This is a genomic window from Streptococcus mitis (assembly GCF_946188685.1).
Lineage (GTDB): Bacteria > Bacillota > Bacilli > Lactobacillales > Streptococcaceae > Streptococcus > Streptococcus mitis_CC.
In genome coordinates this window covers 54,084-67,123 of the sequence record NZ_CAMHWH010000004.1, presented here as the reverse complement: position 1 = coordinate 67,123, position 13,040 = coordinate 54,084, and the positions used below count along the sequence as shown (strand labels likewise).

Sequence of the window (13,040 nt, the reverse complement as noted above, 5' to 3'; positions counted from 1 at the left end):
CTTTAAGCAACCTACGGCTAGCTTCCTAGTTTGCACTTTGATTTTCATTGAGTATCAGTGTCTATTCTAGTCCTACTTAAATTGTCCAAAAAAGAACCCCTACATCCACAAGTGACATAGGAGTTTATCTTATCTTTTACTGAGTGACCGTTACTTCTCCAGTTCGGTAATCCAGTTGAAGCCCCTTTTGAACATTGGGAACTAGAACATTGAATTCCAATTCTCCGTCTGAAGACTTGGCTTCAATCTGTGAAGCTGAAGGAACTAAATCCTCATTTGTAGCGTAATAAAGGGTTACACGGTAACGGACACGCTTGTTTTTATCCAAGGCCTTGCGTACCATGCTTTCATAGTAGTTTTGCCCTGTCGAATCCTCGGCTTGCGCCTGATTTGCCCAGGCTGTTTGAACAGCAATATTTTTAGGATTGCTTGTCGAGGCATCAAAACCATCCAAGCCACCTATCAAGGCATAGCCTAATAAATGACCTCTATCGACCGCATGAGTATAAGTCCCCTTTAGATTCTTAACCTGATGCCATCCCGGAGGAGTCCATGAATTCGAACCATTCCCCGTTTCTTCACGATTTTTATACTGGCGAGTAGCCTTAGACAAGAGGGCATTTGCTACAGTTGGCACGGTTTCCTTGCCCACTGTCTTTGTTTTATTATCAGCGTAGGGTTTACTTGAAACCTTGGCATCTAGATTTGTTTTATTACCATTGACGATAAAAGCACCCGAGCCATTCCACTCCAGACTCCCTTTTACTTGACTCTTGACTGCGTCTGTTAAGACACTCTCTGCCAATGCTTGACTAGGAGCTTCAGACGCTTGTTTTTTCTGACTAAGCTTGGTTTTGGGACTATTAGCTGTCGACTGCATCTGCTTGATATAATAGCTCCCTGCAGACAAAAGCAATAACACTAGCAGTCCGATTAGTGTCTGTCTTGTTTTTTTATCCATTTTTCTCCTTATCTCTAGAAAAAGACTGGTTCTCCAGCCTAATTTCCTGTAAATTTATGAATTAATTCCTGCCATTTTGCTGGAGACAGGATAGCCCATGGATCTTGACCCTTGCCCAAGATTCCATAACCGACCATTAAACCAATTCCTAGGGCTAAAACACCTAAAATCAGTACTATGATGACTAAAAGTAAACGCTTGACTACGTAGCTTGATTTCTTATTCATCTTCATCACTTGCCTCAATCCGCTGAATCTTAGCACCTAGCTGCGCCAACTTCTCATGGAAACGGTAATAACCTCTATCCAAGTGAACCAATTTACCAACTACAGTTTTTCCTTGTGCTACCAAACCTGTCAAAATCAAGGCAGCACTGGCACGAAGGTCAGTTGAAAGAACTTCTGCCCCCTGCAAAGGTTGACCACCAACAATACGAGCTGTATCACGGATAATCTCAGAGTGCAAGCCCATGCGACGCATTTCTTCTAGATGTTGGAAACGATTTTCGAAAACTGTCTCCACCATAGTTGATTCCCCTTTTGCGACGGTCATCAAGGCTGTAAATTGGGCCTGCATATCCGTTGGAAAACCTGGGTGGGGCAAGGTTTTCACATGAACAGCTTTTAAATTTTCTAGTTGAGATCGAACTCGAATTCCTTCAGACTCCTCTGTCACTTCCACTCCCATTTCAAGCAATTTGGCAATCAAGGGACGGTTGTGCTCCCAGACAGCGTCTTTAATCAAGACATTACCACCAGTCATGGCAGCAGCCACCATAAAGGTTCCGGCTTCGATACGGTCTTGGACTACATTGTGAGTCGTACCATGAAGTTTCTCAACACCGGTAATGGTAATGGTCTCTGTACCAGCACCCTTAACCTTAGCTCCCATTTCATTGAGGAGAATGGCTAGGTCAACAATCTCAGGCTCACGCGCAGCATTTTCAATCACTGTTACCCCATCAGCTAGAGTCGCTGCCATCATCAAGTTCTGAGTAGCACCAACACTTGGGAAGTCCATATAGATATGAGCTCCATGTAAGCGATCAGCCTTGGCTTCGATATAACCAGCTGTCTGACTGATCTTAGCCCCCATAGCTTCTAGACCTTTCAAATGAAGATCAATAGGGCGACTACCAATCGTACAACCACCTGGCATGGATACCTTGGCATGGCCTACACGGGCAAGGATTGGCCCCAAGACAACGATAGATGCGCGCATCTTGCTGACATACTTGTAAGGAGCTTCCTCAGTGATATCACCGGTCGCATCCACCTCGACAAGATGAGCCTCCTCATCAAAATCCACCTTGGCATTCAAACCACGAACCACCTGATTCATAGTGAAAACATCTGACAGGATAGGAACATTCTGCAAGACAGTCTTTCCTTCACTTGCTAGAATAGTCGCTGCCAACAAGGGCAAGACTGCATTCTTTGCTCCTTCAATCGTAACACTTCCTACCAGACGATTATCGCCACCTTGAACCACAATTTTTTCCATACTTATTTCCTTTACATTTGATTTTATAATAATCCTCTAAGCGCTTCTTGCCACAACTGATACAGGCTGATAAAGAAAGAACTCATGATGTAGCCCATTACAATGCTGAAAAAGGCTACTAGCAAACGAACTTTTCTTGTATTCTCAGCTGTCACTTTTAAAACCTTTTCCCATCTAACAAGATCCTTTAAAAGGTAAAAACTCACATAAATAAAGAGCATATGACTGCTTAGAGTGAATAATAATTGAACCATTTGACTATTATACCATCTTCTCTGTTTGTGCGCTAGTTTGGAAACTTCACTCAAAAACTAGGGATTGGTTTTCAAGTAATCAATTGCATCTTGTAGGGTTTTAACTGGCACAATTTTCATATCAGTCTTGATTGTTTTGGCTGCTTCTAGGGCTGTTTGGTAGTTGTTTTTCGCATCCGGATGCGCTTTTTGTTCTTCTTCGCTAACAGGGTTATCTGGAGCAAAGAAAATCGCAGCACCTTCTCTAGCCGAAGCTACAACTTTCTTATCAATACCTCCAATGTCCCCCACATTCCCATCGCGATCAATTGTTCCTGTACCAGCAACGATACGGCCGTTGCGAAGGCCTGGATCAGCTATTTGAGTATAGATGGCCAGACTAAACATGAGACCCGCACTTGGACCGCCAATACCAGCTGTTGAAAAACGAATAGGAACATCACTGGTCACTTCTGTACGGTCAATCAAGCCGATTCCAATTCCATTTTTGCCATTTTCTAGAGTAATGATTTTTCCTTCTGCAGACTTGGTTTGCCCATCCTCTTCATAGGTGACCTTGACGGAGTCCCCTAATTTTTGAGAATTAACGTAATCAATCAGGTCTTTAGAACTGTCAAAGGTCTGATCATTGACTGCTGTGACCGTATCAGAGATGTTGAGAATCCCTTTAAAGGTCGAATTATCCGTCACAGTCAAAACATAAACTCCAAGGTATTTAAGTTCAATATCCTTACCAGCTGTTTTTAGTCCTTGATACTTGGCCATATTTTGCGATGTCTGCATGTAGAATTGATTGATCCGCATAAATTCAACATCGGAAGAACCACCTGTTGTCTCCTGAGCACTACGAATATCTGTAAAAGGCGTCAACCAAGCATAAATCATATGAGCTAAAGTAGCGTGCTGGACACCAACCGTTACGAATTGATAGGCACCAGCTTCCTTATCTTCTGTATCATTGACTTTAAGGACTTGGCGAATATCTTCCGAACCACCTGGAACTTCTATATAGTAGGGCAAGGGCACTACAAATGCCAAGAAAGTCACAATTAAGGCCGCAATGACATATAAGGGCCATCTAATCTTTTTTTTCATTTCTTATTTCCTCCAAAATACTATCAGGAACATAGCAGGCAATATCCTGACCAAACTTCAAAAGCTCTCTAACACCTGATGAACTGATATAGAGATGTTCAGGTCGGCTATGTAAATAAATGGTTTCTATATCAGGAGACAGCTGATGATTGTAGTAATCGAAACTGGCTTCATATTGCAAATCCGTTGCATTTCTCAAGCCTCGTACCAGAAAGGTAGCCCCCAGTCTTTTTGCAACATCAACCACCAATTCATCATGTGAAAACACGACTTCAACATTTTCCAAATGTTCCAAAGCCTTTTCTAGCCCCCGTTTACGATTTTTAAGAGGGAGAAATCCCTGTTTGTGGGGATTTAAAAAAATACCGACATAGAGCTTATCAAAAAGTCTGCTCGCCCGTTCAATGATATCCAGATGCCCATTTGTCATCGGATCAAATGAGCCTGTGAATAAGCCAATCTTATCTGACATAGACTGTCACCTTACTAATTCCATAAATCTTTTCCTTCCAGATGCCCAGGCAGGCAATTTCTTCTGGAAGTTCAACGGCCTTATCCGTCTCACACACGACCATGACATCTTCAGAAAAAAGCTCTCTCTCAGCCATTTTTTCAATATCTGCTACGATTTGTTCCTTGGCATAAGGAGGGTCTAAGAAAATGAGGTCGAATTCTCCAGCTACCTGTTCCAATGCCCTTTCTGCATCCATCTTGAGGAGTTGAAATTTTCCAACTTCCTTGGTCATCTGAATATTTTCAGCCACGATAGCCTGAGCCTTACGGTCTCGCTCCACCAAAACAGCGCTGGATATGCCACGCGATACTGCCTCGATAGATAAACCACCACTACCTGCATACAGGTCCAAGACTCGTCCACCTTCAAAGTAGGGACCAATCATGTTAAAAATAGCTCCCCTAACCTTATCCGAAGTTGGTCTTGTCGTCTTGCCTTCTAGTGTCTTGAGGGGACGTCCCCCATAGATTCCTGATACGATTTTCATACCGTTTATTATACCAAATTATGGGCGAAAAGAGAAAGAAAATCGAACCTTGCGGTTCGATTCTCTACAAAATATTTTCGTAAGTATCGCGAACTTCTTGAGGCCAAACACTTGTTTGCACTTCTCCGATGTGTTTCTTGCGAAGTAGGAACATAGCCATACGAGATTGTCCAATTCCTCCACCGATTGTCAACGGGAATAGGCCATTCAATAGAGCCTTGTGCCATTCCAATTCTAAACGGTCCTCATCACCGGTGATTTCTACCTGACGGCGAAGGGTTTCTTCATCTACACGAATCCCCATAGAAGACAATTCAAAGGCTCCACCCAGAGACTCATTCCAAACAAGAATATCGCCATTCAGACCCTTATAGCCATTTTCAGACTCACTTGTCCAGTCATCGTAGTCTGGTGCACGTCCATCGTGCGGTTTACCGTCTGGTAATTCACCACCGATACCAATCAAGAAGACTGCTCCAAATTCTTTACAGATAGCATTTTCACGCTCTTTCGGCGTCAAGTCTGGGTAGCGCTCGACCAACTCCTCTGTATGGATAAAAGTGATTTGTTTTGGCAAGATTGATTCGATGTCATAGCGGGCTTCAACAGCTAGCTCAGTCAGGCGAATAGCCTTGTAAATCTTCTCAACTGTTTCTTTTAGGTAGGCAATGTTACGCTTACCATTTGGGATAACTTTCTCCCAATCCCACTGGTCAACATAAACAGAGTGAGTCGCATCAAGCGAATCTTCGTCTGGACGAAGGGCCTTCATGTGGACGAAAAGACCTTCACCTTCACCGAAACCAAAACGAGCCAAGGTATGGCGTTTCCATTTAGCAAGTGAATGTACCACTTCATAAGTAGCATCAGGAATTTGGAGAACCTTGACCGATACGGCATTCTCCACACCTGATAAATTATCCTGCATCCCGTCGCCAACCCTGCTCAAGATAGGACCTTGAACTTCGACAACTTCTAACTTATCTTTCAAATACTGGGTAAAAGTGTTTTTGACAAAGGAAATCTCTTCTTGTTGATGAATAAAACTTTTCTTCATAAACTACTCCTCAAAAAATTAATTAAAAGCATTATACACCTATTTTCAAGAAAAGGAAAGAGCAAATACGAAAAAAATCAGTGTTCCTTCGAACACTGATGTTAGGGACCTTCTAGTCATTACGACCGAAGATACGTAGAATACTTAGGAAGAGATTGATAAAATCAAGATAGATACTGAGAGCCATTGACACAACCCAACCTGTCGCTACACGGCCTTGTGATTGTTCATAAGCGAGACGAATTCTTTGGTTGTCCCAAGCAATCAGCCCAGAGAAGACCAAGACCATGGCTACGCTAATCATATAATCAAAGAAACCACTAGCCAAGAAAATATTAACTACCATGGCAATCAGCAAACCGATAAGCGCCGCCATCATAGCCCGACCAAGGCCACTCAAATCTTTCTTGGTGAACATACCGACTGCCGCCATGACAAAGAAGAGAAGGGCGCTCGACACAAAGGCGGATAAAACTGTACCCGGAGTATAGAAGGCCACCACAAAACTGAGGGTAAAGCCGTTTAAAACGGAGTAAAGTAAAAATACTGGAAGAGCAGCTGGACTATTCTTTAAGGCCATGCTACTGGCAACAAAGACTAGTGCTAGCTCCGCAAGGGTTGCAATGGTCAACCAGAGACGTCCCTGCATCAAAAAGTAAACCAACTGAGACTGAAAAACCGTCAACATGAGGCCAGATACCAAGGCGGATAGCCCGATTCCTAGCCCAACAAAGGCATAAACCTTAGCGTAAAATTGATTGAGACCAGTACGGTCATGAATAATAGTGTGATTCATCTTTTCTCCTTTTCTATGAACATCTTTCCTTGATTATAACAAAGAAAGTTAAAATTAGCTTAAATGGAAAATTAAAATACCTGCTGCAACGGCAACATTCAAACTCTCCGCCTGTCCCTTCATACTAATGTGAACCAACTGGTCTGCACTTTCAGCCATGAGGGGACTAATTCCTTGACCCTCATTTCCCATGACTAGTACAAAATTTTCTATAGGAGACAGTTCTCTGTAATCAACAGAATCTTTAGATAGGGTTGTTGCCAGCACTGGGATACCTGCTTCTTTAGCTCCCTCGAGAAGTCTTTGACTAGACATTCGGTAAATAGGCAGATGAAAATGACTGCCTTGCATCGAACGTAGGGTCTTGAGACTGTAGATATCTGCCGACTTATCTGAAACAATCACTCCAGTAAAACCTGCTGCATCCGCAGTCCGAATGATAGTTCCCACATTACCAGGATCTTGCACATCTTCCAAAAACAAGAACTTACCCTGACTAAAGTCAGCTTGCCCTACTTCTTCTTTTTGAACCACGGCAACAATTCCCTGTGGAGTCTGAGAATCCGCCAAATCTAGCAAAATATCCTCTGACACCCAGACAGTTTGCGGAAAGGCAGCTAACTGATCTCGGTAATTTTCTAAGGCAAAGATTTTCTCAATCGTCACCCCAGCTTGCACAGCTTCTTCAAACAAGTGCCAGCCTTCAATCAAATAAGCAGACTTGCGGTATTTTTTTTGGTGTAATTTCTTGGCATTTTTTACCACAGAATTGGCTTTTGAGGTTATAATAGTCATAGAAATATTATAACACAATCAAAGGGGTTTGGTATGCAAAAGGTTAGAATGATTGCCCAAGGTAGGGTACAGGGAGTCGGCTTTCGTTGGGGTGTTTACAGCTTGGCACTTGAAATTGGTGGCATCACAGGTCGGGTATGGAATAACGACGATGGCACAGTGGAAATATTAGCCCAAGCAGACTCATCTGCTATCATGGCAAAATTTATCCAAGAAATCCGCAAAGGACCCACACCTTTTTCAAAAGTCAGCTACTTAGATGTCCAACTGAGTAACTTTCCTCCCTACCCTGACTTTAAAATCGCAAATTAGGTCTCTAGAACTATTGTATATTTTGTAAAAAAACAGTAGAATAGAAAGGTATAATTTTTAAAGAAGGAATAAAAACAGTGAAATCTATTAAACGTTTTGCACTCTCAGCTATGGGAGTGGCTATGTTGCTAGTCTTGACTGGTTGCGTTCAGATTGATAAAGCAACAGGTAAGCCAATTGGTCCCGTTTGGGATTTCTTGGGTGCTCCGATGGGAGAAGCTATCAAGTACTTCGCCAATGACAAGGGACTTGGTTTTGGGGTTGCTATCATCATCGTAACTATTATCGTGCGCTTGATTATCTTGCCACTGGGTATCTACCAATCATGGAAGGCAACGCTTCACTCTGAAAAGATGAACGCCCTCAAGCACGTCCTTGAGCCACACCAAACACGTCTCAAAGAAGCAACGACTCAAGAAGAAAAACTCGAAGCCCAACAAGCTCTCTTTGCCGCTCAGAAAGAGCACGGCATCAGCATGTTTGGTGGTGTAGGATGTTTCCCTATCCTCCTTCAAATGCCTTTCTTCTCAGCTATCTACTTTGCTGCTCAACATACTGAAGGTGTTGCTCAAGCAAGCTACCTAGGAATTCCTCTAGGTTCTCCAAGTATGATTTTGGTTGCCTTCGCTGGTATTCTTTACTATCTTCAATCGCTCCTTTCACTTCACGGAGTAGAAGATGAAATGCAAAGAGAACAAATCAAGAAAATGATTTACATGAGCCCACTCATGATCGTCGTCTTCTCCCTCTTCTCACCAGCTAGTGTCACACTTTACTGGGTTGTCGGTGGTTTCATGATGATTCTCCAACAGTTTATCGTCAACTATATCGTTCGTCCAAAACTTCGCAAAAAAGTCCGTGAAGAACTGGCCAAGAACCCACCAAAAGCACGTGCTTTCTCTACACCAAGTGGACGAAAAGACGTTACTCCTGAACAACCAACTGCTATCTCAAGCAAGAAAAAACACAAAAATCGCAACGCTGGAAAACAACGTTCGAGATAAGGCTACGTAAATTATCCAATAATTAAAAAAACGAATGAATGATAAATAGTTTTCATCAACTAGATATCATTCATTCGTTTTTATTATCTACCGTTACATCTTATACTAATCGAAAACGTTAAATAGTTTAAAAGCTCACATATAAAAAACTATTCAATCATAAATTAACAAGTAAATCACTATGATTTAATACAATTCACAGTTATTAAAACTTCTGCTCCCGCGTCTCTATTTCTAAGCTCAACTCGGCCTTTGTGTAGTTTTGCAACTCTACATACAAAACTAAGTCCAATACCATAATGTTGCTCTTTAACCGATCTAGCTTTATCCATACGATAAAAGAGCTTTCCAAAATTAGTTAAAACTTCATCTGGAAATTCCGAGCCATTATTCCATATGCCTATTTTCAATTCTTTCTCCTCTTTCTCTACCCTAATGTTAATTTTAGGATTCTGTTTATCGGCGTATTCCAAAGCATTTGTTAAAATATTTTGTATGGCACGAATCAGAAGAGATGGATTTATATAATAGTTTTCAGTTCCTTTCACATTTTGTTCAAAAGAAAACTTCATCTGATTTTTTATCAAAAAAGAGACTTCTTTCTCTAATTCATTGATAAAATCTGAAGAGGAATACTCCGTCCAACCTGTCTCATCATCATAATAGGTTTTAGAATAGTGAATCAATTGATTGAAATAATCTAGTAACTGTTGACTAGCTCTTTCTATATCTGCTAAGCATTCTTGAGATTGGTCGTTTTCAGTTATCGTCTGCAAAAATTCCACATTTCCCCTAATAATGGTTAAGGGAGTTTTTAAATCATGAGAAGCTGCTGAAACCTGAAACATCAAATCTTCCTTCTGCTGTTTCTCATTAACTATTAATTGTCGAATTCTATCTTGCATCACAATAATCCGATTTCCTGTCTCGCGAAATTCTTTAACCGTTAAACTTTCTGTACATTCCTTCTTCAACCACATACTATTTTCATAAATCAAAGTCATTTCATAACTCAGTTTTTTCAACAATTTTCCAATGTGATAACTTATTAGAACAATCAATAAAACACAAATATATATCCATGATGACACATTAAAAAAGATTGATAGAACACCACTATTGTTTAAAGTTTTCCCATCTTCATTTATTTGTATAGATACTGAAGCTAAGGGAATAAGATAGGCCATTAGTAAGCCAAGACTAAACTGCCAAATAATTCTCCAACAGGTTTCTCGAATTAATTGTCTAAAACTTTTGATTCTACCCATTGATATCCTCCACCGTATAAGGTTTTAATTGGATTTAATTGATAAGGTTTCAACTTTTGACGAATTTGATAAATGTACTCTGAAACCGAACGTAAGAGCGCTTCTGAACTTTGTGGATATAGATAATTATAAATTTCCTCAATAGAATATATTTTACTTGGGTTGCTTGCCAAAAGATTCACTATGTCAAATTCCCTCCTTGTCAGAGCAATCTTATCATCGTTTACAAATAGTTCCTTACTATCCGTATATAGTATAAGCTTCCCAATCTTTATTTGATGAACATTTCCTTTAATCCGTTCTTCACGACGTAAGTGCATTTTAACACGTGCTAACAATTCTTGCATACTAAAGGGCTTCATAATATAATCATCAGCACCTGCATTAATTCCAGCTACTAAATCTTCATCCATATCCTTAGCAGTTATAAAACAGATAGGAACAGTTATCTGTTCGCGAATCATCTGACAGATCTCTAAACCACTAACAGGCATCATAATATCTAATAGAATCAAGTCAAAGCCTGTAAAATCACAAAGATCAATCTCTTCTATCTTATTTCGTATGACTACTTCATATTTTTCATATTCTAGTACTTTTTTTATTAGGCGAAGAATAGCGAGATCATCATCTACCACCAAAATTTTATAAGCCATAACTCACCCTCCTAACTATATTATAGCACTAACCAAGAAAAAGACAGGACATCCCCTGTCTTTAGCGTACATTTCTTCCTATAAGTATCAATGTAGCAAATAGAAAAACAATTAATAACCAAACTATTTGTATCCCTAAGCCTTGCCACACTGGATAATAAAGCGACAAGGGATGGGTATAAAAACAATTCATACTAGCTAGTAATGGTAAATTTCTAAAAAAAGAACTGAATTGTAGTAACATTTGTCCCAACCCCAATAAAAGGGATAAACTGATTCCCAAAATTAAGATAAAAGACTGGGAAATAAATACAAAAATACCACTTAAAAGAGAGAAGGTTAGAATAGAAATACATGCTGGAAATAGGATTGTCAGAACATGTTTAATATTACTCAAAAGATTGATATTGTAGTATCCTTGGGCGATTAGTATACATAATGATATTACAGCGACCAATAATACAATTTCCACACATAATACAATAGCTAGTTTACAGATTATAAATTTCAAACGATTTGGACATGTAAGAAAACTGGTACGAAGGCTAGAACCTGTAAATTCTTGACCTATAAATAGAACCGCTAGACTAACGAAACCTGCCTGTCCTAAATAGAGACTTTGCAGTAGCTGTTCCAAAACAAACTGTAGAGTCAACTGGTCTGGCTTACTATTTAAAAAAACAACCATCGCCGGAATACACAGTAATAGAGCACCTATAATCAACCAGTGCCAAGGATTCATAATAAACTTGAGATACTCACTTTTAAGTTGTTCTTTCAACTTATTCACCTCCTCCAATATCTGACTTAAGTAATCGGTAGATTGCTAAAGCTAAGAATGAGAAGTTCCAACAAAGTAAAAGTAAAATATTTTGTAAACTATTATGTTCTAAAATTTGAGGAGATGTAGCAATCAATCCTTGCCCCAATGCAACTGGAAGAAATTTTGCAACCGATATATAGTTTGCTAAGAATGTTCCTAAATTGTAGACTTGGGAAAGCAAAAATAATAGAGGAACAATGGCTGTTTTAAATGTCAAAGCCATAATATAGGCTAGCAGTCCCAACAAAGTCCAAGCTATACTGGCTAAAAATATATAGAACCAAACTCTCCCATTTAGTGAAAAAAGCAATAAGCCATCTTGTCCTAAAACATAATGTGTCATGTTAATCGTAAGGAATATTGATAGAAAGGAAATGAAAAAAGAAAATACAAGCCAAACTAATGTTTTTGAAACTAGGAAAGAACTTCGATTTGTAATAGAGAGGAGGCTTGTACGAATAGCCAAGCCTTTGTATTCCTCGGCTCCGTAAATTGAGCCTAGGATAATCATAATAAAAACACCAAATAAAGTGACATCAAAACCTAAAAATTCAATAGGAGGTAAGGCCTCTGCTAAATCTGGATTTGTCTCTGGTGTAGCATGGATACCAACTGAAACAATTTGAGAAGCACCAATATTTGCTAAAAATGTTTGAAATACGAGTATCAAGAATAGTACAATATGAGTAGCTCTCTTATAAAATAATTTCAATATTTCAGAATGAAGAGAGTAAATAAGTGCCATGTCACTTTCCTCCTTCTGTCAAACTAAAGAAGACTTCTTCTAGTGAAGAAAGATTTTTCATCACTTCTTGTAAAGTCCCTTTTATAAGAACTTTTCCTTTATTTATGATAACTACATCATCTGTTACTGCTTCCACTTCCGATAATATATGAGATGATAGCAAGACTGTTTTCCCTTCTTGAGCTTGTTTTTTTATAAACTCTCTAAACCACCGAATTCCTCTTGGATCCAACCCATTAGTCGGTTCATCCAATATCAGATATTGAGGATTTCCTAATAGAGCTGTTGCAATTCCCAAGCGTTGTCCTTCTCCTAATGATAATTTCCCAATTTTAGATTTTTTCTTATGACTAATATCCACCATATCCAAGACTTGCTCAATTCGCTGACTGGATATCCCATTACTAGCAGCAACAATTTTCAAATGTTGATAAACAGTCCGATCATCAGGAGCACCTACACTGTCAAATGAAGCTCCTACAGTCTTTAGAGGAAATTTTAATTCCTTATAAGTTTGATCTCCAATTTTGGTAAGACCAGATGTTGCTTTGTCTAATCCTAATAAAATACGTAAGGTTGAACTTTTTCCAGCTCCATTTGGACCCAGGAAAGCAGTCACTCTACCTGCTTTTGCTTCAAAAGAAATATCTTTTAAAATTTGAGTTTGTCCATATGACTTACATAAATTTTTAATGGCAATACTTTGTTCCATAGATGTTCTCCTATTCTATTTAATATTTCTAAAAGTAACTATATCTTACACATTCTTT

The 13,040-nt window shown here is 39.5% G+C and carries 17 protein-coding genes; 2 read left to right on the top strand and 15 right to left on the bottom strand.

Features of this window, described 5'->3' with window-relative positions:
- Positions 1-136: 136 nt before the first annotated feature.
- From endA to N8N51_RS04820, 10 genes are all read right to left on the bottom strand, one after another.
- Complete coding sequence (gene endA, locus N8N51_RS04865; protein ID WP_049543728.1) at positions 137-961, bottom strand: DNA-entry nuclease EndA; 825 nt, start codon at positions 959-961, stop codon at positions 137-139.
- Between the two features lie 38 nt (positions 962-999).
- A complete protein-coding gene (locus N8N51_RS04860; RefSeq protein ID WP_025169706.1) occupies positions 1,000-1,188 on the bottom strand; it encodes a DNA-directed RNA polymerase subunit beta in 189 nt (62 codons plus the stop codon).
- Complete coding sequence (murA, locus tag N8N51_RS04855) at positions 1,181-2,464, bottom strand: UDP-N-acetylglucosamine 1-carboxyvinyltransferase (RefSeq protein WP_261103685.1); 1,284 nt, start codon at positions 2,462-2,464, stop codon at positions 1,181-1,183. The genes N8N51_RS04860 and murA overlap by 8 nt, the downstream gene beginning before the upstream one ends.
- A 23-nt stretch (positions 2,465-2,487) precedes the next feature.
- Entirely contained in the window at positions 2,488-2,718 is a 231-nt protein-coding gene (locus N8N51_RS04850) for a DUF1146 family protein (protein ID WP_080975952.1), read from the bottom strand.
- Between the two features lie 57 nt (positions 2,719-2,775).
- Positions 2,776-3,813 (bottom strand): SepM family pheromone-processing serine protease, encoded by a 1,038-nt coding sequence (locus tag N8N51_RS04845; RefSeq protein WP_261034962.1) that lies wholly within the window; start codon positions 3,811-3,813, stop codon positions 2,776-2,778.
- Entirely contained in the window at positions 3,797-4,285 is a 489-nt protein-coding gene (gene coaD / locus N8N51_RS04840; RefSeq protein ID WP_254754144.1) for a pantetheine-phosphate adenylyltransferase, read from the bottom strand. Before coaD ends, N8N51_RS04845 begins: the two co-directional genes overlap by 17 nt.
- Positions 4,275-4,814, bottom strand: coding sequence for a 16S rRNA (guanine(966)-N(2))-methyltransferase RsmD (gene rsmD, locus N8N51_RS04835; RefSeq protein ID WP_023947078.1), 540 nt, complete (start codon positions 4,812-4,814; stop codon positions 4,275-4,277). The genes coaD and rsmD overlap by 11 nt, the downstream gene beginning before the upstream one ends.
- Positions 4,815-4,878: 64 nt before the next feature.
- Positions 4,879-5,871: an aspartate--ammonia ligase gene (asnA, locus tag N8N51_RS04830; protein ID WP_000748005.1), complete on the bottom strand. Its 993-nt coding sequence runs from the start codon at positions 5,869-5,871 to the stop codon at positions 4,879-4,881.
- Between the two features lie 112 nt (positions 5,872-5,983).
- The gene (locus N8N51_RS04825; protein ID WP_261100298.1) at positions 5,984-6,667 is read right to left on the bottom strand and encodes a Bax inhibitor-1/YccA family protein; all 684 of its coding nucleotides are present in this window, start codon (positions 6,665-6,667) and stop codon (positions 5,984-5,986) included.
- Positions 6,668-6,721: 54 nt separating this feature from the next.
- The gene (locus N8N51_RS04820) at positions 6,722-7,462 is read right to left on the bottom strand and encodes a TrmH family RNA methyltransferase (RefSeq protein ID WP_084930396.1); all 741 of its coding nucleotides are present in this window, start codon (positions 7,460-7,462) and stop codon (positions 6,722-6,724) included.
- A gap of 33 nt (positions 7,463-7,495) precedes the next feature.
- Here N8N51_RS04820 and N8N51_RS04815 point away from each other — a divergent pair, with 33 nt between their 5' ends.
- Together N8N51_RS04815 and yidC are read left to right on the top strand one after the other, a co-directional pair.
- Positions 7,496-7,774, top strand: coding sequence for an acylphosphatase (locus N8N51_RS04815; protein WP_020903085.1), 279 nt, complete (start codon positions 7,496-7,498; stop codon positions 7,772-7,774).
- Positions 7,775-7,851: 77 nt separating this feature from the next.
- Positions 7,852-8,778 carry a membrane protein insertase YidC gene (yidC, locus tag N8N51_RS04810; protein WP_084930395.1) on the top strand — a complete coding sequence of 309 codons (927 nt, stop codon included), beginning with the start codon at positions 7,852-7,854 and terminating at the stop codon, positions 8,776-8,778.
- A gap of 179 nt (positions 8,779-8,957) precedes the next feature.
- Here yidC and N8N51_RS04805 read toward each other — a convergent pair whose 3' ends face one another.
- The 5 genes from N8N51_RS04805 to N8N51_RS04785 all read right to left on the bottom strand — a co-directional run bounded on the left by N8N51_RS04805 (position 8,958) and on the right by N8N51_RS04785 (position 12,982).
- On the bottom strand, positions 8,958-10,046 hold the full coding sequence (locus N8N51_RS04805; RefSeq protein WP_261103681.1) for a sensor histidine kinase: 1,089 nt from the start codon (positions 10,044-10,046) through the stop codon (positions 8,958-8,960).
- A complete protein-coding gene (locus tag N8N51_RS04800) occupies positions 10,016-10,702 on the bottom strand; it encodes a response regulator transcription factor (RefSeq protein WP_000323581.1) in 687 nt (228 codons plus the stop codon). Before N8N51_RS04800 ends, N8N51_RS04805 begins: the two co-directional genes overlap by 31 nt.
- A gap of 61 nt (positions 10,703-10,763) precedes the next feature.
- Positions 10,764-11,483 (bottom strand): hypothetical protein, encoded by a 720-nt coding sequence (locus N8N51_RS04795; RefSeq protein ID WP_049516002.1) that lies wholly within the window; start codon positions 11,481-11,483, stop codon positions 10,764-10,766.
- Position 11,484: 1 nt separating this feature from the next.
- A complete protein-coding gene (locus N8N51_RS04790) occupies positions 11,485-12,270 on the bottom strand; it encodes an ABC transporter permease (RefSeq protein WP_261103680.1) in 786 nt (261 codons plus the stop codon).
- Between the two features lies 1 nt (position 12,271).
- Positions 12,272-12,982 carry an ABC transporter ATP-binding protein gene (locus N8N51_RS04785; protein ID WP_084887467.1) on the bottom strand — a complete coding sequence of 237 codons (711 nt, stop codon included), beginning with the start codon at positions 12,980-12,982 and terminating at the stop codon, positions 12,272-12,274.
- Positions 12,983-13,040 lie beyond the last annotated feature (58 nt).